The organism is Tsukamurella sputi, assembly GCF_007858445.1.
GTDB lineage: Bacteria > Actinomycetota > Actinomycetes > Mycobacteriales > Mycobacteriaceae > Tsukamurella > Tsukamurella sputi.
Map to the genome: position 1 here is coordinate 263,149 of NZ_VIGV01000003.1, position 22,863 is coordinate 286,011.

At 69.1% G+C, this 22,863-nt stretch carries 22 protein-coding genes; 13 read left to right on the forward strand and 9 right to left on the reverse strand.

Annotation, left to right across the window (positions count from 1 at the left end):
- Positions 1 to 100: 100 nt before the first annotated feature.
- From FK268_RS10765 to FK268_RS10785, 5 genes are all read left to right on the forward strand, one after another.
- On the forward strand, positions 101 to 2,638 hold the full coding sequence (locus FK268_RS10765) for an HNH endonuclease (protein WP_146433885.1): 2,538 nt from the start codon (positions 101 to 103) through the stop codon (positions 2,636 to 2,638).
- Positions 2,639 to 2,691: 53 nt separating this feature from the next.
- Positions 2,692 to 3,255, forward strand: coding sequence for a hypothetical protein (locus FK268_RS10770; RefSeq protein WP_146433887.1), 564 nt, complete (start codon positions 2,692 to 2,694; stop codon positions 3,253 to 3,255).
- Between the two features lie 1,611 nt (positions 3,256 to 4,866).
- Positions 4,867 to 5,721, forward strand: a complete 855-nt coding sequence (locus FK268_RS10775; protein ID WP_146433889.1) for a S1 family peptidase — start codon at positions 4,867 to 4,869, stop codon at positions 5,719 to 5,721.
- Positions 5,722 to 5,943: 222 nt separating this feature from the next.
- Positions 5,944 to 6,744 (forward strand): DUF8832 domain-containing protein, encoded by an 801-nt coding sequence (locus tag FK268_RS10780; protein WP_146433891.1) that lies wholly within the window; start codon positions 5,944 to 5,946, stop codon positions 6,742 to 6,744.
- A 44-nt stretch (positions 6,745 to 6,788) separates the two neighbouring features.
- Entirely contained in the window at positions 6,789 to 8,129 is a 1,341-nt protein-coding gene (locus FK268_RS10785; RefSeq protein ID WP_146433893.1) for an MFS transporter, read from the forward strand.
- 15 nt (positions 8,130 to 8,144) lie between these two features.
- Here the strand turns inward: FK268_RS10785 and FK268_RS10790 are convergent, their stop codons facing one another.
- Entirely contained in the window at positions 8,145 to 8,753 is a 609-nt protein-coding gene (locus tag FK268_RS10790) for a class I SAM-dependent methyltransferase (protein ID WP_146433895.1), read from the reverse strand.
- A gap of 3 nt (positions 8,754 to 8,756) precedes the next feature.
- The gene (locus FK268_RS10795; protein WP_146433897.1) at positions 8,757 to 9,332 is read right to left on the reverse strand and encodes a metallophosphoesterase family protein; all 576 of its coding nucleotides are present in this window, start codon (positions 9,330 to 9,332) and stop codon (positions 8,757 to 8,759) included.
- Positions 9,333 to 9,409: 77 nt separating this feature from the next.
- Here FK268_RS10795 and FK268_RS10800 point away from each other — a divergent pair, with 77 nt between their 5' ends.
- The 3 genes from FK268_RS10800 to FK268_RS10810 all read left to right on the forward strand — a co-directional run bounded on the left by FK268_RS10800 (position 9,410) and on the right by FK268_RS10810 (position 11,327).
- Positions 9,410 to 10,201, forward strand: coding sequence for an acyl-CoA thioesterase domain-containing protein (locus tag FK268_RS10800; protein WP_146433899.1), 792 nt, complete (start codon positions 9,410 to 9,412; stop codon positions 10,199 to 10,201).
- A complete protein-coding gene (locus tag FK268_RS10805; protein ID WP_146433901.1) occupies positions 10,198 to 10,965 on the forward strand; it encodes a crotonase/enoyl-CoA hydratase family protein in 768 nt (255 codons plus the stop codon). Before FK268_RS10800 ends, FK268_RS10805 begins: the two co-directional genes overlap by 4 nt.
- A gap of 131 nt (positions 10,966 to 11,096) precedes the next feature.
- A complete protein-coding gene (locus FK268_RS10810; protein ID WP_146433903.1) occupies positions 11,097 to 11,327 on the forward strand; it encodes a hypothetical protein in 231 nt (76 codons plus the stop codon).
- On the opposite strand, the gene FK268_RS10815 is transcribed toward FK268_RS10810, so the two are convergent.
- Positions 11,328 to 12,047, reverse strand: coding sequence for a PaaX family transcriptional regulator C-terminal domain-containing protein (locus FK268_RS10815; protein ID WP_146433905.1), 720 nt, complete (start codon positions 12,045 to 12,047; stop codon positions 11,328 to 11,330).
- A gap of 127 nt (positions 12,048 to 12,174) precedes the next feature.
- Here FK268_RS10815 and FK268_RS10820 point away from each other — a divergent pair, with 127 nt between their 5' ends.
- On the forward strand, positions 12,175 to 13,824 hold the full coding sequence (locus FK268_RS10820) for an acyl-CoA dehydrogenase family protein (protein ID WP_158636087.1): 1,650 nt from the start codon (positions 12,175 to 12,177) through the stop codon (positions 13,822 to 13,824).
- Here FK268_RS10820 and FK268_RS10825 read toward each other — a convergent pair whose 3' ends face one another.
- Together FK268_RS10825 and FK268_RS10830 are read right to left on the reverse strand one after the other, a co-directional pair.
- Positions 13,825 to 14,625 (reverse strand): hypothetical protein, encoded by an 801-nt coding sequence (locus FK268_RS10825; protein WP_146433907.1) that lies wholly within the window; start codon positions 14,623 to 14,625, stop codon positions 13,825 to 13,827.
- 2 nt (positions 14,626 to 14,627) lie between these two features.
- Positions 14,628 to 17,150, reverse strand: a complete 2,523-nt coding sequence (locus tag FK268_RS10830; RefSeq protein WP_146433909.1) for a penicillin-binding protein — start codon at positions 17,148 to 17,150, stop codon at positions 14,628 to 14,630.
- Between the two features lie 246 nt (positions 17,151 to 17,396).
- On the opposite strand from FK268_RS10830, the gene FK268_RS10835 reads away from it, so the two are divergent.
- Positions 17,397 to 17,708 (forward strand): WhiB family transcriptional regulator, encoded by a 312-nt coding sequence (locus tag FK268_RS10835; protein WP_068531696.1) that lies wholly within the window; start codon positions 17,397 to 17,399, stop codon positions 17,706 to 17,708.
- 137 nt (positions 17,709 to 17,845) lie between these two features.
- Here FK268_RS10835 and bagB read toward each other — a convergent pair whose 3' ends face one another.
- Together bagB and bagA are read right to left on the reverse strand one after the other, a co-directional pair.
- Positions 17,846 to 18,946: an ArsA family ATPase gene (gene bagB / locus FK268_RS10840; protein ID WP_146433911.1), complete on the reverse strand. Its 1,101-nt coding sequence runs from the start codon at positions 18,944 to 18,946 to the stop codon at positions 17,846 to 17,848.
- Complete coding sequence (gene bagA / locus FK268_RS10845; protein ID WP_438695981.1) at positions 18,943 to 19,983, reverse strand: ATPase BagA; 1,041 nt, start codon at positions 19,981 to 19,983, stop codon at positions 18,943 to 18,945. The genes bagB and bagA overlap by 4 nt, the downstream gene beginning before the upstream one ends.
- 139 nt (positions 19,984 to 20,122) lie before the next feature.
- Between bagA and sp36 the strand changes: the two genes are divergently transcribed.
- From sp36 to FK268_RS10860, 3 genes are read left to right on the forward strand one after another with little or no spacing between them, the layout of a single operon-like run.
- Positions 20,123 to 20,287, forward strand: a complete 165-nt coding sequence (gene sp36, locus FK268_RS10850; RefSeq protein ID WP_146433912.1) for a Sp36 family protein — start codon at positions 20,123 to 20,125, stop codon at positions 20,285 to 20,287.
- Entirely contained in the window at positions 20,284 to 20,748 is a 465-nt protein-coding gene (locus tag FK268_RS10855) for a RidA family protein (protein WP_146433914.1), read from the forward strand. The genes sp36 and FK268_RS10855 overlap by 4 nt, the downstream gene beginning before the upstream one ends.
- Positions 20,745 to 21,563, forward strand: coding sequence for an MBL fold metallo-hydrolase (locus FK268_RS10860; protein ID WP_146433916.1), 819 nt, complete (start codon positions 20,745 to 20,747; stop codon positions 21,561 to 21,563). Before FK268_RS10855 ends, FK268_RS10860 begins: the two co-directional genes overlap by 4 nt.
- Positions 21,564 to 21,684: 121 nt before the next feature.
- On the opposite strand, the gene FK268_RS10865 is transcribed toward FK268_RS10860, so the two are convergent.
- The gene (locus FK268_RS10865; RefSeq protein WP_068523121.1) at positions 21,685 to 22,359 is read right to left on the reverse strand and encodes a Crp/Fnr family transcriptional regulator; all 675 of its coding nucleotides are present in this window, start codon (positions 22,357 to 22,359) and stop codon (positions 21,685 to 21,687) included.
- Between the two features lie 219 nt (positions 22,360 to 22,578).
- On the reverse strand, positions 22,579 to 22,794 hold the full coding sequence (locus tag FK268_RS10870) for a hypothetical protein (protein WP_146433918.1): 216 nt from the start codon (positions 22,792 to 22,794) through the stop codon (positions 22,579 to 22,581).
- Positions 22,795 to 22,863 lie beyond the last annotated feature (69 nt).

Genomic DNA, 22,863 nt, shown 5'->3' on the forward strand with positions numbered 1-22,863 from the left:
CGGCAGCGCGCGCCACTCACGGTCCGTGACGCCGGCGCGTCCGGACGACAGCGGTGGCACATCCGGCACAGCTTCGAGCTCGCGAGCACCGTCGCAGACGGTGCTGCAGCAACGTCTGCAGGGCGCATTCCTCACCGTGATCGGCCTCGCCGGGATCTTCGGCGGCGTGCTGTTCTCCATCGAAGCCCCGCGGTTCACCCCCGTGCCGGTGGTGTTCCTGACCTTCTGGCTCGTCATGGTCATCGTCGGCAAGATCCTCTTCGCAGGCCTCGGCAAGCTTCGTGATGCCGGTGTCGGCGCACCCGCACCCGCGCAGGTGCGTGCCGCTGCTGCCGTCGCAGGGATCGTCGTCGCCGTCGGCATGATGGGCTTCGCCGCCACCACCGCCGGCAGTGGCATCGCTGCGGCGGCGCCGTGCCCCGGCGGTGGACCCGCTACCTGCGGACCGGACCCGAACGCGCCGACGCTCACCTTCACTCCGCCGCCGGCACAGACCGGCGCGCCGGGTGGGCAGCAAGGCGGGCAGCAGGGTGGGCAGGACAACGGGATCGCCACTTCCCCCTCGCGGGGCGGCGACAACGGCCCGGGCATCCAGGCCCAGACCCCGGAGTTCGGCACCCCCGGCCAGCAAGCCCCGAACATCCCCGGCAACGAACATCCCGGCCAGGGCGGCCAGCAGCAGCCGGCGCAGGGCCGACAGACCGGCCAGCAGAACCCGGTCCGCACGACCGCACCCGGACGCCCTAACCAGACCGGGCAGCAGGAGACCGGCCAGCCGACGCAGTCCGGACAGCCCTCCCAGTCGACGGTGACCGTCACGCAGACCCAATCGCAGTGTCCTGCTCCCGGCGCCGCCGGCAGTGGCGGCGCCCCCGGTAGGGGCAACGGTGGACCCGGTGCGCTCGGCACGGAAGGTGGCAGCGGCCCCGACAACGGGGGCGGTGAGAACAAGGACGGCGCACCGTCATGGTCCTACCTCGTCGCCGAAGCCACCGGTGTCATGGCCGGCCGTCGCCGCAACACCAGCGGCGGTTCCAAGCCCACCGCCGATCAGGCGTGGAAGCTGTGGGACCAGGCGCAGCCCGGTGGCAGCGCCGGCCGCACCCCGGAGGAGATGGCCAAGATGGCCGGTCTCAAACTCAACCCGGACGGCACCAGCGCCGACCCGAGCTACGACATCATCACCGTTCCCAAAGAAGACGGGGACTACCAGAAGCTGATCCTGATGAAGAACCAGGACGCTCCCAAGCAGTACCGGTTCCCGCTCAACACCCCCGAGGGCGGCCGCTCGGTCAAGAACGATGACGGCTCCATTTCCGTCTTCGACCGCAATGGCGAGCAGGTTGGCCAGTTCAACGCCCCCTGGGCCTACGACGCCAACGGCAAGGAAGTACCCACCTGGTACGACATCGACGGCGACGAGATGGTCCAGCACATCGAACCGGGGCCGGACAACGTCTACCCGATCATCGCCGACCCGTTCTGGGACAAGGTCAAAAGCGTTGGCAGCGGCGTGAAGAACTTCGGTGCCGGCGTCGGCCGCAGCGTTCTCGACACCGCTGAAGGTGTCGGAACCATGGTCGCCCACCCCGTCGACACCGCTAAGGGCATGGCACCCCTCGTCGGCCTCGGCGGCGACGGTGCACCCGGCGTCGGCGACTCCTGGAAAGCCGTCGGCAACGCCTTCATCGCGAAGGATGACTTCGACCGCGGCGACACTGCGTACGCCTCCGGCAAGGTCGTCGGCAACGTCCTCCAGACAATCGTCGACCCCACCAAGGGCGCAGGAAAGGTCGCCTCCACCGCCGGCAAGGTCGCCAAGGGCGCCGAAGAAGCCGCCCAAGCCACCGCCAAAACAACCGGCAAAGCAGCAGAAGCCGCCGGAGACGTAGCCAGCACCGCAGGCAAGACCGCGACGGACGCTGCAGGTGATGCGGCGAGTACCGCGGGTAAGGCGGCGACGGACGCTGCTGGTGATGCGGTGAGTACCGCGGGTAAGGCGGCGACTGATGCTGCTGGTGATGCGGCGAGTACCGCAGGCAAGACCGCGACTGATGCTGCTGGTGATGCGGCCAGCACGGCAGGCAAGACCGCCACAGAGGCCGCTGGTGATGCAGCCAGCACGGCGGCGCGTGGCGGCGCTGAATCAGCGGGTAGCGCGGGGGCAAGTACCGCGCGAGCGCTGGCGGAAGCTGCGGAAGGCGGCATCACGCCTCCGCCAGGAAAGATCCTGGAGATCTCGCATCCGCCAGCGAAATTCACTGTCGACCAGATCAATCAGGAGATCGCGAAGCTTGTAGAGTTAAATCTTGACTCGATCCTCAATGATGGTCTGACAATAACGAAGCCCGTACGATCAGGATTCGATAGCATTAAGCAGAAGTTCCTATCGGCGCTCGGAAACGCGCCGACCAATGCGGATGGCAAGTATCTTGTCCCAAAGGGATGGAATGTAGATCACAGAATCGATCTTCAGCTGGGAGGGGAGAATGCCCTGGGTAATCTGCAGCTCCTTGACGCCTCAGTCAATATGAGTATGGGCGCCCGTATCGCGAACGCGATCAAAGCGGCCGGGCTTACCGAAGGAGATCTGATTTCTGAGATCATTTGGAAGGGTGGGCAATCTCTAGTACGCTAAGATTGCGGTATCATCATCTCTGCCCATTGCCACCTAAAGAAAGGCTCGACCTAATGGCTACCGTGGAATCAGGAGACTCGTCTAGCGGTGACGCTTTCGTGTCGATCGGAAGTGGAGCGATGCAGGTTTATGACGCCAACGCTGCAGGTGCACTGTCCGGCATCATCAGTGCGATACTAGGCAAGCAGGCTAGGGTCATCGCAGGAGACTGGCGCGGTGTGCAATACTGGGTCGATGCTGCCGAAGGTGGTGCCGGTAGCTCGCCGGTTTGGATCTTTGATCCTTCTACGATGGGAAATGATAAAACTGTCGATCTCGCGTCGTTTGTGCGCCTACTTCCGAGCGAAGCGATGCTAGACGCTGTTGATACATCTTCATTTAACGCATGGCTGAGCTCAAATGGTCGAGCCTCGATAGGGGAATCGGAGTGTGTGCCCGTTAATCCTCCTCAGCTTGTTTCAGGCTTGGAGAATCCCATCGATCGAGCGAATTACACCGTTTCCACAGCCGAGTATCTAATCTACTGCGCAAAAGCGCTGCGGGTGATGAAAGATCTAGGACTCCGCTCCGGGGATCCGATTCCGGACAACTTTGGCGAGTTGGTATCGGCAGTCTAGCGGAGCGGGAATTCAACTAGCCTCCGGCGAAATTTCTGAAGATCTTTAATGATTGCTAACCTCGATTTTTGTGAGATTCCTGTTCCCTCCTGATCGGGATCTGATTGTTCGTTTTGAGCTGTATCTAGGCCGTTGGGTGTGAGGAGGTCACCCGGTGTTGCTTCGGGCGACGTCGAATTCCACTGCTGCGTAGGTCGTTGCGTGATCATTCGATCAGGGTGGTCTTGTTGTTCATGTCGGTGCTCGCAGTTGGTTGAGGCGGGCGAGGCCAGCGACGCGCAGCCTGAACACATGCCGGTGCCGAATTAAATGCATTTCAAGTACGAAGGTAGGAGCTGGTGCGTTCCGACTTGCGGTATGGCGGCCTGGAGCTCGCTGACGGCGAAAGTGAAGCAGATCTCGTAGAATCTGGATGACAGCTGAACGCGTAGAACAATCTTGAGGAAGAATGTGCAGCGCCGCTCGAAACCGCTGATGGTCGCTCCGTCCGAGCCGATACTAATCCGAGTCGATACTGAGGAGAGTCGCTGTCAGAATGGTGTTGACGTTTGCACCTTTACCATCACTGGGCCGTGCTGGGTTGCAAGCACGGGCGTAGTACCAGGGTCGAACCTTCGGTGGGGTGGCTTCTCGTCGAGTAGCCGACAGCAAGGAGTAGTCGATGAAAGAGGAAGAAGCAGTCTCGCACGAGATGTTCAGCGCCTTATCCGAGTTCGCGTCCGCGTCAGGAATAAGTAGGTTTCCTGAGGAGACCGCGTGGATTATTGAACGTGGCATCCGCGCATCGGCAGCGAGAGGAGGCCCGGAGAAATCGAGCTGGTTCGGCGCGTGTATCGAAATCCAGAAGGGGCGCAACAAGGGGAGCGGGATCGACCCGAAGGGGTGGATACAAACCACTGGTGCCACGAATCGACTCACCGTAGAGGTGAAGGTCCGCGGCGACGATGGTTTGTGTCGCCAATACGTTGTGGGTCGTTCGGGCTCGAGGTCGGAATGATCTCGAATTTGTCACGGCGGGTGAACAGGAGATTGAGGTGCAGGGCGCGGAGCTGCTGAGCGCGGACGGTGCGATTAGGTTATTCGTCTATTACTACGACCACGATAACATCCCCGATGGTTGGAGTTTGCGAGAGCTTTCCGAATGCACGGTGCGCTGACCTGAATCGGTTCTGTTTGAGGGCTGCAGGACGCATTGCTGCGGCAGGCGTATGGAGAGACGATCGGACGTGTTTCTCGCCCCCTCCCCTGCATTCTGTGTGAATCGTGTTTTGCTACCCAGCGCTATTCTATAATGCAACTCCACAGTATGACATTGCATGCGTCGTGCGAGTTTTCGTCTTCCTGCTGTTTCCGCGCTGTGCGAGCCGCTTCTCGCGCCCGCTGCGATGTGTCCAAGGCGTTGGGTGGCACCGCTCTCGCGATCGTCACCTATCTGTGGAGCTTCATCGTCGCGGCGACTGGCTGGACGCCCGGGGTGTCCGGAGACTGACCCGAACAGCCGGATGTCGACCCGCCTTGATTTACTGTCATGAAGTGATAGATTACTGCAAAGTCCGACAGTCGTTGCGCCTTCCAGGCGCTCCGACGCCCCACGTGACCGGGAGAAACATCATGCGCCACCTGACTCGCGCCGCCGTCCTGGCGGTGGCCGTCCCTGCTGCTCTGGCGGGCCTTGCTGTACCGGGGGCGGCATCCGCCGCTCCCGCACCGTCTCCCGCTGCGGGTGCCCGAGCCCCGATGCCGGTGGTGGGTCCGGGTTCGGAGATTGGTGTGGTGCAGGAGCGGCGCGCGGACGGGCGCGTTCGCACGCGCGAGTGCACGGTCGGGTTCGTCGCCGAGCGGCCGGATGGCCGTCGGGTCGCCGTGACGGCGGGTCATTGCGGCCGTCGTGGCCAGCAGGTGGGTGCCCCGATCGCCGGACGCGCGGGCGCGCTCCGGCAGGTGGGGGTCGTGTCGCAGTCATCGAACCCGGCGGAGGACGACTTCACCTCGCCGGACTGGGCGGTGGTGGATCTGTTGCCGTCGGTGCCGACGGTGTCGACGCGAGGGCCTGTGCGGCAGAGCGTGGTCGGCGATGCCCGAGTCGGCGATCGGGTGTGCCAGCAAGGGATCAGCTCGGGCTGGCGGTGCGGCGTCGTGCGTGCTGTGACGCCCAATCGGATTCTGACCGACATCCGGTCGCGCCCGGGCGATAGCGGCGGCCCCCTGGTCCGTCTGTCCGACGGCGCGGCGGTGGCGATCGCCACCGAGGCGACCGATGACGATGTGCCGGCCACTCGGCAGGCGACGCTGTACGTGAGCCTGCGGGACGTGCTGGCCCGCGCCGGCGGCGGACTGCGGCTGGCGACCACCAACAAGGGTGGCGTGCAGGTCGATCCGCGCCGCACGGTCGCAGCCGAGGAGATCGCGGTGTTCACGTCGGACCCCGCCGTGATGCCCACCGCTCCGGCCGCAGCTGTCAACTAACGCGCAGCAACGATCGAGACGGAGATCGCGACCCTCTGCATCCAATAGGTCGCACGAGGAGTGCCCGCCACCGTGAAGGTGGCGGGCACTCCTGTCTTCGCGGCAGTTCGAGTGCAGCTCCGCGGTTGACTTGTATACCCCTAGGGGGTATATAAGGAGGTGCCCGCAAGGGGTACCGAGCGTCGTCGAACCCGCACGACGCCACGTCGAAGGAGCAGGGGCATGGACCACAGCGCACACGCCGCCCACACCACCGCGCCGTTCCCGCAGGGGCTTCAGACCGCCGAACAGGGGTATCGAATCACCCCGGCCCTGAGCATCCTCGACGCCGGACGCACGCACGTCACGTTCACCGTCCTCGGCCCCGACGGCGCGCCGGTCACCGACTTCGACGAGCAGCACGACAAGAAGCTGCACTTCATCGCCGTGCAACGCGATACCGGCGGCTTCCAGCACGTGCACCCCGTCATGGACGCGGCCGGCACCTGGTCGGTCGAGCTGGACCTCACCCCGGGCGTGTGGCGGTTCTTCGCCGACGTCGTCCCGACTGCTGTGGGGAGCGGCCTCGTGCTCGGCGCCGACGTCGCCGTCCCGGGCGAGTACCGCCCCGTCGACCTGCTGACGCCGCGCGCGGTTGCGACGGTCGACGACTTCCACGTCTCCCTCGACGGTGCGCTGCGCCCCGGCGAGGCGGTCGAGTTGACGGCCACCCTGACCCGTGGCGGCGCGCCGGTCACCGATCTCGAGCCCTACCTCGCCGCCTACGGCCACCTGGTCGCACTCCGCGCCGGCGACCTTGCCTACCTGCATGTCCACCCGCAGGGCGACCCCACGGACCCCGCCACGCCGGCCGGACCCGAGATCCGGTTCCACGCCGTCGCGCCGTCGGCCGGCACGTACCGGTTGTTCCTCGACTTCCAGCACGGGGGCACGGTGCGCACCGCCGACTTCACCCTCGTCGCCGACGGTGCGCCGCAGCCCGATCCGCACGCCGGCCAGCACGCCGCGCACGCGCACCACTGAGCCGCCGACAGACCCGTTCACCACACCGACCACGAGGAGGAACCGTGGGTCCCTTCGTGCACCGCGATTTCCGGCTGCTATTCAGTGCGCAGATCGTCGCGCTGCTCGGCACCGGCCTGACCACCGTCGCGCTGGGCCTGCTCGCCTACGAGATCGCGGGCTCCTCGGCGGCTGTGGTGCTGGGCACGGCGCTGACGATCAAGATGGTGCTGTACGTGGTCATCGCGCCGCTCGCAGCGGCGTACGTCGACCGGCTCCCACGCCGCGCATTCCTCGTCGCGCTCGACGCCGTCCGCGCGGGCGTCGTGCTCGCGCTGCCCTTCGTCACCGAGGCGTGGCAGATCTACGTGCTCATCGGCACGCTGCAGGCCGCGTCGGCGGCGTTCACGCCCACCTTCCAGGCAGTCATCCCCGACATCATCACGGACGAGCGCGAATACACCACGGCGCTCTCGGCGTCCCAGGTCGCCTATACGATGGAGAGCCTGGTCAGTCCCGTCCTCGCCGCGCTCGCCCTGCTGCTGATCGACTTCGACGTGCTGTTCGTCGGCACGGCCGTCGGCTTCGTCGCCTCCGCGCTCCTGGTACTCCGGGCGACGGTGCCCGACGCCCGCCGGACCGGCACCGGCGGCCCCTCCGACCGGATCCTCTCGGGCATGCGGATCTTCGCCCGTACCCCCAGCCTGCGCGGCGTGATCGCAGTCAACTTCGCCGTGGCCGCCGCGGGATCGATCGTGGTGGTCAACACCGTGAACTACGTGCGCGATCGACTGGGCGGCACCGAGTCCCAGGTCGCGTGGATGCTCGCCGCGTCCGGCGGCGGCACCCTGCTCGTGGCGCTGGCCGTCCCGCGGCTGTTGGACCGGTTCACCGAGCGGTCCGTGATGCTCACGGGCGCAGCGCTGCTCACCGTCGCGGCGACCGGCGCGGTCGCGATGGCGGCGGCGGATCGTCCGTCGTGGACACTGACCGCCGCGGTGTGGTTCGCCAGCGGCGCCGGGTCGGCCATGGCCATCACGCCCACCGGCAAGGTGCTCCGCGCCGCGGCGGCGCCCGGCGACGTGGCCGCCGTCTTCGCCGCGCAGTTCTCGCTCTCGCACCTCGCCTGGCTCGTCGCCTACCCCATCGCGGGGTGGGGAGCCACGCGCTTCGGACTGGTCCCCGCGTGGGCACTGCTCGCCGGGATCGCTGCATTGGGAGCGGTTCTCGCGCCGGCGCTGTGGCGCCGCACCGCCACGGAGCGGGAGCGGGTGACCGTCGGCGCACCGTCGGGCACCGTGGGCGGAACCCCCGAGCTGGCGCCCGGGAGTCCGGCCTGGCGGCGCACCGCCGCCGCGGGCGGCACCCTCACCGAATGCCAGTGCACCTGCGGCCACGCGGCCTGAGGCGTGCCGCGAGACTCAGGCGTGCGCGCGGCCGAGTACGACCGGCGACGTGGGGAACGGGACCCACGCGGGAGCGAGCATCCGGTCCTCGCGCGCCGTCACGGCGAAACCCGCACCGCTGATGAGCCCGACGGCGTCGCGGTGGGCGTGGCAATTGCCGAACAGCCGCGGCCAGACGGTGGCATCGGCGACCTTCTGCAGCCCTTCCAGCATGCCGCCGCGCGCCGCGACGTGCTCGAGGAAGCGCAGCTCACCGTCGGGCCGGAGGAGCCGGCGGACCTGCCGGACCGCGCCCTCGGGGTCGGGTAGCGAGCACAGCACCAGGCTGAAGACGACGGCGTCGAAGGGCTCCGCTGCGGCGTACTCGTCGAGCCGCTCGGGCCGCATCTCGATGCGCGCGTCCGCAACCGCCTCCGCCTCCACGCGGAGAGCGGCCTCCGGCTCCAGCGCCACCACCGCGGTGACCTCCGCCGGGTAGAGCGCGAAGTTCGTCCCGGTGCCCGCGCCCACCTCCAGTACGCGCCCCGACAGGCCGGCCAGGTTGCGCCGCCGCAACTCGGTCAGCAGCGGGGGCTCGTTGCGCACCAGCCGCGGCCACATCTTCACGAAGAACGTCTCACCCATGCTCTATGAGTACCCCAGCGCCATCTCCGCGGCGAGCCCTTCCGCCGATGCCGGCGCGAGGTCCCACGCCTCGAGCGAGACGCAGATCGAGCGCTTCCCCGAGCGGCGCACCGCGGAGTGGGTGTGCCCGTGGACCAGCCACATCCCCTGGTCGGGCAGCTGGTACTGCGCCAGCTCGCCGCGGTCGAAGCGGTCCGGCGTTCCCATGTACGGGTAGTGGCTGAGCAGAACGCCGTGCTCACCGATCTTCACCCGCGCGTGCTGCTGCACCGACGCGAAGACCGCCGCGTAGGCGGGGAAGAACCGCTGAGCGCCACGCCGCATCGGGTTCACCGGATCGTGGTTCCCGGTCACCAGGTGCATCGGAACCCGCAGCGTGGCGAGCTGCGCGAGGGCGGCTTCCATGCTCGCGACCCCGCCGGAGCAGATGTCGCCGAGGACCCACAACACGTCCGACGCCGGGTCCAGTCGGTACAGCTGCGCCATCACCGCCGCGTCGTGCGCCGCGACCGTGGCGAACCCGCGCAGCTCGGCGAGCTTGGGGTGCGCGAAGTGCAGGTCGGAGGTGAAGAAGTCCACAGCGCAACGATCGCATTCACAGCACTCGGACGCATGCGAATATCACCGCGCGTGGGGCGCCTGGTAAACCGATAGGAATGACCACCCTGGAGGTACCCGCGCAGTTCGCCCGCAGCGGCAGTGGGTTCGATTCACTGCCCGCCGCCGAGGGGCGCTGGGCGCCCGGCACCCTGTCGGGACCGGCGATCGCGGGCTTGCTCGCGCAGGTCCTCGACACGGAGTTCGGCGACGGCCTCGTCGGAACGCGCTGGCACTGCGACATGTTCCGCATGGTCGCCTCCGGCCACCTCGACGTACGCACCCGCCTCGTCCGCTCGGGCCGTCGCATCCGCGTCGCCGAGGCGGAGATCGTCCAGAACGATAAGACCGTCGTCCGCGCGGCCGTGACCTTCTACCACCGGGCGCCGCAGCCCGACGGTGTCGTCTGGTCGGATCCGCACGTCCCCGCCCCGCCCGCGCCCGCCGCGCCGCGCCTCGCGATGGCGGCCGGCACTGGCGAGTACGTCTCCTCGGACACCCCGGAACAGTGGGCGAACGCCGAACGCAAGCGTGTCTGGACGCGGGGCTGGCGGGTCCTCGAGGGCGAGGAGACGACCCCCTTCGCCCGCGCCGCGATGGTCTCCGACTGCACCAATCTGGTGACCGGCATGGGCACGGGTGGCGTGGAGACCATCAACGGCGACGTCTCGATGGCGATCGCCCGCGCGCCCCGCGGCGACGAGATCGGCCTGGAGGCGGATCAGTTCGTCATCGTCGACGGCATCAGCATCGCCTCGGCCAGCATGTTCGACCGCGACGGCCGGTTCGGCGTCTGCACCGTCACCGGCGTCGCGACCGGCGCCGCCGTCCACGGGCCCACGTCGTCATGAGCGTCGTCGTCCGACGGGAGGGGCCCGTCACCGTCATCGAGATCGACCGGCCCGACGTGCGCAACGCCGTCGATCGCGCGACCGCGGAGGCGCTCGCGGACGCCTTCCGCGCCTTCGACGCCGACGCGGAGGCCGCCGTCGCCGTCCTGCACGGCCGGGGCGGGACCTTCTGCGCGGGAGCCGATCTCAAGGCCGTTGCCGCGGGGACCCCGAACCGCGTCGAGCCCGACGGCGACGCGCCGATGGGCGTCTCCCGGATGCGCCTGAGCAAGCCCGTGATCGCCGCGATTGAGGGGCACGCCGTGGCCGGCGGTCTCGAACTCGCGATCTGGGCGGACCTGCGGGTCGCGGCGGAGGATGCGGTCCTCGGCGTCTTCTGCCGCCGGTGGGGCGTACCGCTCATCGACGGCGGCACCGTCCGCCTCCCGCGGCTCATCGGCGAGAGCCGGGCGATGGACCTGATTCTCACGGGCCGTCCCGTCGACGCGGCGGAAGCGGAGGCGATCGGCCTGGTCAACCGCGTCGTCCCGCCCGGAACCGCGCTCGCCGCGGCGATGGAGCTCGGGCGGCAACTCGCGGGGTTCCCGCAGACCTGCCTGCGCAACGACCGGCTCTCGATGCTCGAGGGCGCGGCAGAACCGGAGGAACAGGCACTCGGGATCGAGTACCGGTACGGGCTGGCCTCGCTCGCCGACGGTGCCGTCGCGGGCGCCACCCGGTTCTCCGACGGTGCGGGGCGGCACGGCACCTTCCAGGACGGATGACCGGTTTGCGACGACGAATCGTCGGGTAACGGACACGCAACGGTCACCCGCAATTCGTCACACGGGCCACACCCGCCCCCTACTGTGCAGGTGAACGGCTCCGCTCGGGGGCCGCGCAGAGAGGGAACATCATGGGGCTCGCCAGCGTCCGCAGCGAACTCGACGATCTCACCGCCCAGCTCACGCTCATCGCCGCGTCCATCGGTCGCACCGGCGACGACCTCCAGATCGACGCTCGCAGCCTGCACGAGACCGGTTCGTGCGATGCGGTGAACTCCATCGCCCGCCGCCTCGACGATCAGGGGCTGCAGCTGCGGCGCCTCCAGGCGCGGATCACCCGCGTCGTCGACGCGCTCGCCTGATCAGCCCCGGCCGATCCGCATCGCCGCGAGCCATGCGCGGAAGTCCGCGTAGGCCGCGGTGAGCCGATCCGCGGGCCAGTCCTCCGGTCGCAGCTCGGGCGGCAGCAGCGGGTCCCGATAGAGGTGCCGCACCACCGAGATCATGGTCAGGAACCGCGCCTGCCCGTCGTCCCCGGCCTCGGCGACGGCGTCCAGCAGCGCATGCCCGCGCCGCGACCATTCCGGCAGGTCCCACAGCGTCCGGGCCAGGTCGACGGGGTCGTCGTCCGGCTGTGCCCGGAAGCCCGTGGTCACCTGTCGGACCGTGGCGGGGAGGGCGCGATCGAGGTTCGCCGGCCGCATCCACACGCCCTCGCGCAGCTCCGCGAGGCGCAGCCGGGTCATCTCCGTGCGCAGCTCCGCGCGGTCCCCGGCGCTGCGCCCGCTGGTGGTGACGATCGCCGTCTCCCACGTCCCGTCCCACGGGACGGTCGCGGGGGAGTCCGTGCGCGCCTGTCGTCGTGCGAGCCGCTCCGACAGCGCGTACCGGCCCCCGTCGCGGACCAGATCGCCCGCGGTCACCATGCGCGACATCGCGGCGCGCGTCGTGGACTCGGAGACCCCGAACAACCGCATCGCGGCCACGATCTCACGGCCCTCGAGCACCGGCGGATGCGCGCCGAGCAGCAGGCTCAGCACCGCGGAGCGCGCCGAGACCGTCGCGGTCAGAGGGGTGGACATCGGCGTCGACGCTACACCGCGGGGCCGGTCACGAGTTCATTGCAGTTCTGGTGCGGCTGTCGAGAATATGCAACACTGAGGGAGGAACGGCCCCGCGGGCCGCGCACCGTCGAACGAAGGAGCCAGCGTGCCCACCCACGAAGTGACCAACCAGGTACCGCCGCTGCTGGGCTTCAACACCGCCGAGACCCCGATGATCGACGACGCGCTGCGGCGTGCCCACGTCGACACGGCGCAGCTGGACGCGATCCACGCGCTCGGCGCGCTCGCCGGGACCGCCGAGGCCCTCGAGTGGGGCGACCTCGCCGAGGCGCACCCGCCCGTCCTGAAGACGCACGACCGGTACGGCCACCGCGTCGACGAGGTGGTCTACGACCCCGCCTACCACCAGCTCATGAAGGTCTCCGTGGAGCACGGCCTGCACGCCGCGCCGTGGGCGGAGACCGACCCCAACGCGCACCTGGTGCGCGCCGCGAAGTTCAGCGTCTGGGGACACGTCGACGCCGGTCACGGCTGCCCGATCTCCATGACCTACGCCGTGGTGCCGGCGCTGCGCGCCAACCCGGAGCTCGCCGCGCAGTACGAGCCACTGCTCACCGCGAAGGAGTACGACTTCGGGCTGCGCGCCCCGCTGGGCAAGGGCGGCCTCATCGCCGGCATGTCGATGACCGAGAAGCAGGGCGGCTCGGACGTGCGCGCCAACACCACCCGCGCTGTTCCGCAATCCGATGGCACGTACCGGATCACGGGCCACAAGTGGTTCACCTCCGCGCCCATGTCGGACCTGTTCCTCACGCTGGCGCAGACCGAATCGGGCGTGTCCTGCTTCTTCATCCCGCGCGTACTGCCCGACGGGACGCGCAACGTCTTCGCACTGCAGCGCCTCAAGGACAAGCTGGGCAACCACTCCAACGCCAGCAGCGAGGTCGAGTACGACGGGACCGTCGGTTGGCTCGTGGGCGAGGAGGGGCGCGGCGTGCGCACCATCGTCGAGATGGTCAACATGACCCGCCTCGACTGCGTGCTCGGCACCGCGACCGGCATGCGCGCCGGGCTCGCGCAGGCCGCGCACCACGCCGCGCACCGCAGGGCCTTCGGCGCGGACCTCATCGACCAGCCGCTCATGCGCAACGTGCTCGCCGACCTCGCCGTCGAGGCAGAGGGGGCCACCACCGCGGGCCTGTGGCTCGCCGGCCTCACCGACCGATCCGTCGCGGGTGACGAGGACGCCTCCGCCCTGCGCCGGATCGCGTTGGCGGTCACCAAGTACCACGTGTGCAAGCGCGGCCCGATCCACGCCGCCGAGGCCCTCGAGTGCCTGGGCGGCAACGGCTACATCGAGGACTCGCGGATGCCGCGCCTGTACCGCGAGGCGCCGCTGCTGTCCGTGTGGGAGGGCTCCGGCAACGTGGCCGCGCTCGACGTGCTGCGTGCGATGGCGCGCGAGCCCCAGGCCGTCGCGGCCTTTTTCGCCGAGCTCGATGCCGCCGCCGGCGCCGATGCGGTGTACGACGAGGCCGTCGCGAAGCTCAAGGGCTCGTTCGGCGCTCTCGATCCGACGGATCAGGTGGCGATGCAGTTCGGTGCCCGCCGGCTCGTCGGCGATATGGCTGCGGTGCTGCAGGGTTCGCTCCTGGTGCGCTTCGGGCATCCCGCCGTCGCTGACGCTTTCACCCGGTCCCGGTTGGCCGGCGACCGCGGCGACGTCTTCGGCACCCTGCCGCAGGGCGTCGACACCGCCGCGATCCTCGACCGGGTGACGCCGAAGATCGGCTGATCAGGCGCGTAGGACTGCGAGAACCGCGGCCGGGACGACGTTCTCGAGGCTGGACCACGGCAGCGCGAACGGCCAGAAGTCGCCCGCCGCATGGGCGACGGGAACGTAGAAGGTGATCCCGGCCGCTGTGGGGAGCCAGTTCGCCAGCGTCGTGGCCTCGTCGAGGAAGGGGCTGGGTCCCGCCTCGGTGACCTGCCGGCGGATCAGGTCCTTGACGCCGGCGATCGCGTGCGCCGTGGGCAGGACGTCAGAGAGCAGGATCGGTTGCGCCGTATCGGTATTGATGACGACGGTGCCGATCTGGTTGTTCGGGTGCGCAGCGCCTTGCATGAAGTAGTTCGTCAGGAGCACGCCGCCGACCACCTTCGCGCCGATCCGGCTCACTCGCGAGCGCTCGCCGTTCGCGAGTGAGCCGTCGGTGACGGTGATCGGTTTCGGAGCGGGAGCCAGTGTGCGGACGCGATCGGTGAGCGACGCCCGCATCGAGGCGGTGAACCGCTCGGACGCTGCCGCGTTCCCGCCGCTGAGCGTCGGGACCTGCGCGGTGTAGGTGGCGGCACCGTCGGATCCGGAGTCACGGGTCAGCCCGGGGACGTACCCGTGCGCGGCGATGGCCGTCGGTCCCACCGGTCCGAGGTCGCGCGACGGTGCGGCGGCGGAACTCGCGGGCGCTCCTGTGGAGACCGCGACCGCTCCGGCGGAGGCGCCGGTGGTCTCGGGCGACGGGGTGTCGCGGTCACCGCAGCCGGCCAGAGTCGCCGTCAGGACGGCGATACCGGCGATGGCCCGGAGCGCCCGCATCGTCAGTTCCCCGGGGGTTCCGGCGCGGGGGCCGGCACCGGGCCGCCGCCCTGGCCGCCCGCGCCCGGGATGGTGAACTGCCCGAAGCCGGGGATCGTGATGGTCGTGCCGCCCGGCCCCGTCTGCACGCCGGGGACGGACGGAGTCGGTGCCGGCGCGATGCCGTTCGAGAGGTTCAGCGTGACCGTGGAGCCGGGCTGCGTGAAGCCCGACGGCGAGGTGGAGACGACGGTGCCGTTGGCCGCCGAGTTGTTCACGTAGGCGACGGTGGTCTTGAATCCGGCCGCCTCGACGCGCGCCTTCGCCACATCCTGGCTGAGCCCGATGACGTTGGGGATCTTGCCGGGGCCGAAACCGTCCTTGTACTTCGGATCCACCTGAGGCAGTGAGATCGGGCCGTAGATCGTGGACACCGGTTTGAGGCCGTTGTACCAGGCCAGAGCGGGCTCGTTGCCGCCGTAGACGTTGCCCTCACCGCACGGGCGCAGTGGGCTGGTGCAGATGGGGCCGGGGGAGTTGCCGTCGTTGTAGACGTAGCTGGCACCGGCGTACTGGTTGGTGTACGCGAGGAAGGCCGACGAGCGGAAGGTCTCCGTGGTTCCGGTCTTGCCCGACAGGGGCAGTGTCCAACCCGCGCGGGACGCCGACCCGGCCGACGTACCCGCCCCGCGATCGTCCTGGCTCAGGGCGTTCGCGAGCGTGTCGGCGAGGCCCTTCTCGATGACCTGTTCACACTTCTCCGACTTGTACGGCACCGGCGTCGCCTCGGGCTTGCCGTCGGCGCCGATCGTCTGGATGCCGTCGCTGTTGCGCTTGGGCTGCGTGATCGACTGCACCGGATTCGCCGGGCACCAGACGCCGCCGGAGGCGAGGGTCGCGGCCACGTTCGTCAGCTCCAGCGCGCTCACCGCGGTGGGGCCGAGGGTGAACGACGCCAGGTTCTGCTTCTTGAACATGTCCGCGAGGCTGTCGTTGCCGAAGCCCGAGCTGCCGGGCTGGGTGTACGAGCGCAGGCCCAGCTTGACCGCCATGTCCACCACCGGCGTCACGCCGACCTGCTCGATCAGCTTGACGAACGGCGTGTTCGGCGAGGTGGCCAGCGCCTGGGTCAGCGACATCGAATAGGGGTAGGGCCCCGCGTTCTTCACGCAGTAGGAGTCCGCCGGGCACCCCGCGTAACCGCCGTGGCCCATGCCCTTGACGGACACCGTCGACGGCACGGTGACGTTGGTGTCGAGGCCCATGCCCTTCTCCATGGCCGCCGCGACGGTGAAGATCTTGAAGGTCGAGCCGGCACCGTCGCCCACCTGGGCGAAGGGCTCGGGCTGGACGGTCTCGCGTTTGTCCACGTTGAGGCCGTAGACGCGCGAGGAGTTCATGGCGACGATGTCGTGCGAATTCGCGCCGGGCTTGATCACGTTCATGACCTGCGCGACGTTGGAGAGCGTGGGGCTCGCCGTGCCGTTGAGCGCGGCCTGCACCGAGTCCTGCACGCGGGGATCGAGCGTGGTGCGGATCGTGTAGCCGCCCCGCATCACCGTGTCCTTGGGCAGGCCCGCCTCGGCGAGGTACTGCAGCACGTAGTCGCAGAAGTAGCCGCGGTTCGCGACCGCCGAGATACAGCCGCCGGGCAGAGTGTTGGGGCGGGGCAGCACGCCGAGCGGGGTGTTCTTCGCCGCGCGGTACTCGTTCGCCTTGTCCGGGAAGTTGGCCACGAGCGTGTCGAGCACGGTGTTGCGGCGGGTCGTCACGCCCTGCGGGTTGGTGTACGGGTCGAGCGAAGAGCTGGACTGCACCATTCCGGCGAGCATCGCCGACTCCTGGATGTTCAGCTGCGAGGCGCGCTTGCCGAAGTAGGTCTGCGCGGCCACCTCGATGCCGTACGCGCCGTTGCCGAACGGGACGAGGTTGAGGTAGCGCGCCAGGATCTGCTCCTTGGCGATCACCTTGGCCCGACCGTCGTCGACCCCGTGCTCCTGCTTCGCGCGCTCGGTGAGGGTGCGCTCGAGGGTGAGCGCCATCCGCACCTCGCGCAGCTTGCGCGCGGGGGTCGTGGCGACGGCCGCCCGACGGTCGGCGTCGGACTTCGCGAGCACCAGGAGCTGGTAGTTCTTGATGTACTGCTGATCCAGCGTGGACGCGCCCTGCTGCACCTCGCCCGCCGACTGGTTCTTGAGGAAGGCGCGCAGGGTGCCGGTGTAATCGACGCCGTCGTGCTCCATGAAGCGCTTGTCCTCGATCGAGATGATCGAGCGCACCATGTTCGGCGAGATCTGGTCGAAGGGCACCTGCACTCTGCGTTGGTCGTAGAGGTAGGCCATCGGGGCGCCCGTGGAGTCGGTCACCGTCGTGACCTCGGGGACCTGGCCCTCCAGCAGCTCGGAGCTGATGTTGTCGACGGTGTCGGCCGCGCGGTTCGAGATCAGGCCCAGCCCGCCGACGTAGGGGAACAGGACGCCGGCGACCAGCAGTCCGGCCAGCAGGACGCAGCCGGCCAGCTTGGCGATCACTCCGGGTTTCCACACGGTCACCAGGATACGTGCCGACCCGTCGTGAACCGGGTTCCCGACGCGCCGACCAGGCGATCGGTACGGGCGTGCTGGAATTCTTGGACCACTGTCTGATTTACCTCGGTCCCCGACTTGTTTCCTCCGTGTGATTCAGGTAACACTATTGCAGACGATGTGGCGAGCACCTCGATCGGCCCCCCGCACACCTCCGGGAGGGGCTGGGACCGGGTCCGTGCCGCACCACGCGAAAGGGGAAGTCAGATGACAAGTGCTCGGGTTCTGGTCGACGACGAGGATCGCCTGGTTTGGGTCTCCAAGGCCAAGTGTCGTGACGTCGACCCCGACGAGTTGTTCGTCCGTGGCGCGGCTCAGCGCAAGGTCGCCACGATCTGCCGGCACTGCCCCGTCCAGCTCGAGTGCGGTGCCGACGCGCTCGACAGCCGCGTCGAGTTCGGCGTCTGGGGCGGCATGACCGAACGCCAGCGCCGCGCACTCCTCCGTCAGCACCCCGAGGTCACCAGCTGGCGCGCCTTCTTCGAGGCGCAGCGCGACCGCAAGCGCGTCGCCGGCTGATCCCCGCCTCCGGGAGGGAAGAGGGCCTCGTACCGTTCGACGGTGCGGGGCCCTTTCGTTTGTCCAGCTACACATTCGGCCCGCGGCCCGCGGCCCGCGGTCCGCGGGCCGGGCCGCGCCGGGTCGGCCGGCTCGTACTAGGCGCCGACGATCTGCTCGGCGACCGCCTGCAGCGCCTCGAGGTTCGCGACCTCGAAGGGGAGCGACGGGACCCCCACCACCGGCACCGTCGGGCAGCGGCCGACGAACGCGCCGAGCACCTGCACCTCGCGCGCGGCGATCTCCGCGCGCCACGCGTGCACCCGGAGCAGCCCCTCGGCCGTACGGGCGGCGTCGCCGGAACCGAGACGGCCGGCGGCCTCCCGCGCCGGTTCCGCGCCGACCGCGGCCAGGCCCGGATGGGTGCGGTTGACGATGAGCCCGGCCAGCGGCATCGCCTCGCCCGCGAGGCGCTCCACGAAGTAGGTGGCCTCGCGCAGCGTGTCCTCCTCCGGGGAGGCGACCACGACGAAGCGCGTGCTGGGCCGCGCGAGCATCGCGTAGGTACGGTCGGCCCGCTCCTGGAAGCCGCCGATGAGCGTGTCCATCTGCGCCACGAAACCGGAGGCGTCCGAGAGCATCTGGCTGCCCACGATGGTGGAGACCAGTTTGAGCGCGAGGCCCATGCCGCCGGAGACCATCCGGCCGAAACCGCGCGTCGGGCCGGCGATGAGCCGCATCAAACGGGAATCGAGCATCGAGCCGAAGCGCTTCGGTGCGTCCAGGAAGTCCAGCGCGTTGCGCGACGGCGGCGTGTCCACGACCACCAGGTCCCAGCGCTCGTCGGCGGTCAACTGGCCCAGCTTCTCCATCGCCATGTACTCCTGCGTGCCGGAGAACGAGCTGGCGACGGTCTGATAGAACGGGTTCTCCAGGATCTCCTGGGCGCGAGCGGGATCCGCGTTCGACGTGACCATCTCGTCGAAGGTCCGCTTCATGTCGAGCATCATGGCGTGCAGCGTCCCGTCGCCGGGGACCGACACCTCCTGCGGCTCGTTCGTCAGGTCCGCCACGCCGAGCGCCTGCGCGAGCCGTCGGGCGGGGTCGATCGTCAGAACCACCACGCGGCGTCCGTGCTCCGCGGCCCACAGCGCCATCGCCGCCGCCGTCGTCGTCTTGCCCACACCGCCGCTGCCGCAGCACACGACCACGCGCGTGCCCGGGTCCAGCAACTGCGGGCCCAGCTTGAGGTCGATCATCGGACCCCCGCCTCGATCAGTGCGCCCGACAGTTCGTACACGCCGCCCAGATCCACGCCGCCCGTGAGCAGCGGCAGTTCCAGCCTGCCCGGCGCGTCGATCGCGTCGAGGTCCTCGCGCGCACCGTCCTGCCCGCGCACCGTGCGCGCGAACTGGATCGTCTCGGTGAGCAGCCCGGCGAAGTCGTCGTCCGACAGTGGCAGGCCGGCCCCCTCGAGGGCGGCGCGGACCTCCGGAGCGTCGACGGCACCGTCGGCGGCAGCGGTCAGTTCGGCGTCGGAGAGCAGCTGCGGCAGAGCCCGGTTCACGATCACCGCGCCGACCTTCAGGTCCAGCGTGCGGAGCTCGCGCACCGCCTCCGCGGTCTCCTGGATCGGGAGGGATTCGAGCAGCGTCACCAGGTGGACGACCGTGTCGGGGGAGTGCAGCAGGCGCACCACCCGGTCGGCCTGGCCGGCGATGGGCCCGGCCTTCGCGATCTCCTTCATCGCCCGTGTCACGTCGAGGAACTTCCCGATGCGGCCCGTGGGCGGCGCGTCCACGACGATCGCGTCGTAGGCGTAGCGCCCGTCCTTGCCGCGGCGCTGCGTGCACTCCATGATCTTGCCGGTGATCAGGATGTCTTTGAGGCCCGGCGCCAGAGTGGTCGCGAACTCGATCGCGCCGATGGACTTGAGTGCGCGCGCGGCCAGTCCCATGCCGTAGTTGGTCTTGAGGTAGTCGAGGAACGTGGCCTCGACGTCCATCGACAGCGCGAAGACCGCGCCGTCGCCGTCGGCGGTGGCGATCTTCGTCTCGGCCGGGGGCAGCTCGCCCACCTCGAACGTCGGGGCGATGCCGCCGCGGCCCTCCACCTCGATGAGCAGGACCTTCTTGCCGCCGGCGGCGAGGGCCAGCGCGAGGGCCGCGGCCACCGTCGACTTGCCGGTGCCGCCCTTGCCGGACACGAAATGCAGCCTGGAGTCCCGCAGCCCGTCGGGCCAGGCCGTCCCCGTGTCCTGCGCGACCCCTCCGGGATCCGCCTCGCTCACCACCACGACCGGAGCATATCCATACCGCCGTGCACGGCCGGGCCGTTAACGTGAAGCTCCCTCGGCAATGCGACCGAGAACACGTTCTGCAGCGGTGAAGGGATCGTGCCTGTCGCGCCGCGCCGGAGGTGGATAGGGTGATGCCATGAGCGAGAAGACCACGTGGGAGTACTCCACGATCCCCCTGCTGACGCACGCCACCAAGCAGATCCTCGACACCTGGGGCTCCGACGGCTGGGAGCTCGTGACCGTGCTGCCCGGCCCCACCGGGGAGCAGCACGTCGCGTACATGAAGCGGCCCACGTCGTGACGGCCTCGGAGCGCCTCGCCGAGCTGGGTATCGCCCTGCCCGAGGTGGTGCCCCCGCTGGCCGCGTACGTCCCGGCCACCCGGGTGGGCGACTTCGTGTACACCTCGGGCCAGCTGCCGATGCGCGACGGCGAGCTCGTGGCGCAGGGCAAGGTCAGCGAGAACCGCGAGGGCATCGTCCACCTCGAGGACGCGACCTTCGCCGCCCGGCAGTGCGCGCTGAACGCACTCGCGGCGATCCACTCGCTCGTGGGCATCGACTCGGTCAAGCGGATCGTGAAGGTCACCGGCTACGTGGCGTCCGCGCCCGGCTTCTCCAACCAGGCGCAGGTGCTCAACGGTGCATCGCTGCTGCTCGGCGAGATCTTCGGCGACGCGGGCGTGCACGTGCGCTCCGCCGTCGGCGTCGCCGAGTTGCCGCTCGGCGCACCCGTCGAGGTCGAGCTCACGGTCCAGGTATGACGCTCGTCCATCCGGCGCCGGGGAAGCTGCGGCAGGTCACGCCCTACGCGGCGGTGATGCTCTGTGACAACCCGTCGGTGATGACCCTCGAGGGCACCAACACCTGGATCCTGCGCGCCCCGGGGCGCGAGGAGGCCGTGGTGGTCGACCCGGGCCCCAAGGGCGACAAGAAGCACCTCAAGCGCGTCGCCAAGGCCGCCGGCACCGTCGCACTGACCCTGGTGACGCACCGGCACGGCGATCACACCGGTGGTCTCAAGCGCTGGGAGGAGCTCACCCGCAGCCCCATCCGGGCGTTCTCGCCGAAGTACTGCATCAACACCGCCACGCCGCTCACCGGCGGCGAGGTGATCGAGGTCGCCGGTCTGCGGATCGAGGTCCTGCACACTCCCGGGCACACCGCCGACTCGCTCAGCTTCCTGGTCGACGGTGCCGAGGGCGACCCCGGCGCGCTGGTCTCCGGTGACACGATCCTCGGCCGCGGCACCACGGTCCTCGACGCCGAGGACGGCACCCTCGCGGACTACCTCGGCTCATTGGAGGCGCTGTCGACGGTGGCCGCCGGCCGCGTGCTGCTTCCCGGTCACGGCCCGGACCTGCCCGACGCCGGGCCCGTGGTCGCGGCGTACGCCGCGCACCGTCAGGACCGCCTGCAGCAGGTCCGCGACGCCCTGGAGCAACTCGGTGTCAGCGCGTCGGAGGCGAAGCCGATGAAGGTCGTCAAGCACGTCTACCGCGACGTGGACAAGAAGGCCTGGCCCGCGGCGCGCATGTCGGTCAAGGTCCAGCTCGCCTATCTGGCCGCGCACAGCTGATCTGCAGGCGACCGGGATGGGGCGGGGAGTCACTGCTCACTAGGCTTCGTACCCTCGGCTAGCGCCTCGGGCACTGCAGAATCGTTCGCAGCGACTCCCCGCCCCCTCCTCGTCTCAGAGGTCAGCGTGCGCGGCGAGCTAGGCGCTCTGAATCGGTGATCACCACGGACTTGCCCTCGAGGCGAAGCCAGCCACGGTGTGCGAAATCGGCGAGGGCCTTGTTGACCGTCTCGCGGGAAGCGCCTACGAGCTGCGCGATCTCCTCCTGCGTCAGGTCGTGCGTGACCCGCAGGGCGCCGTTCTCGTGCGTGCCGAAGCGCTGCGCGAGCTGCAGTAGCTGCTTGGCGACGCGACCGGGGACGTCGGTGAAGATGAGATCGGCCAGGTTGTTGTTCGTGCGCCGCAGTCGGCGGGCGAGCACGCGCAGCAGCTGCTCCGCGATCTCGGGCCGGTCGCGGATCCACGCACGCAGGGCCTCGCGGTCCATCGTCATCGCGCGGACCTCGGTGATGCACGTGGCGCTGGACGTACGCGGACCCGGATCGAAGATCGACATCTCACCGAACATGTCCGACGGTCCCATGACCGACAGCAGGTTCTCGCGGCCGTCCGGAGAGCGGCGGCCGAGCTTCACCTTGCCGGACAGGATGATGTACAGCCGGTCACCGGGCTCGCCCTCGTTGAAGATGACGTGCCCACGGGGGTAGTCGACCTCGTGCAGATCCTTGGTGAGCGCATCGACCGCGCCCGGCTCGACACCCTGAAAAATGCCGGCCCGCGCCAGGACCTCGTCCACGGGGTACCTCGTTCCTTGATCGACTATCCGTCGCGGGCGGGAGATCGCCGCGACCTGAAATGTGAGTTTATGCAGCGGTCCGCGCAGATGTGGGAAATCGCACAGACGACTACACGAAAGACTACCCGTTCACATGTCGAAGGGCACGCCGACGTTCCGCTTTCCGCGCAGACGGAAGCGATGCGATGCGGCCGGGCGACACGTCAGCGGGCGGTCGAATCAGCTGGCGCGACGTTCCGCGCCTCCGTCGAGATCGAGGCTGTCGACGGCCTTCGGAAGGCCTATCCGCGCCAGGGTCTCGACATCGGGCGCCTCGTCCTCGCCGGTCGCGGGTGGCACGACGGGCTCGGCCGTGACCCGTGCCTCGATACGCTCCATGGCCAACGCGAACAGCATCAGCACCACGGGGAACAGCAACCCGAGCAATCCTTGCATGCCGGACAGTAAACACAGCCAAGGTCTCGATACGGCAACGAACGAGCCACGGCACCGTCGTTAGAATCG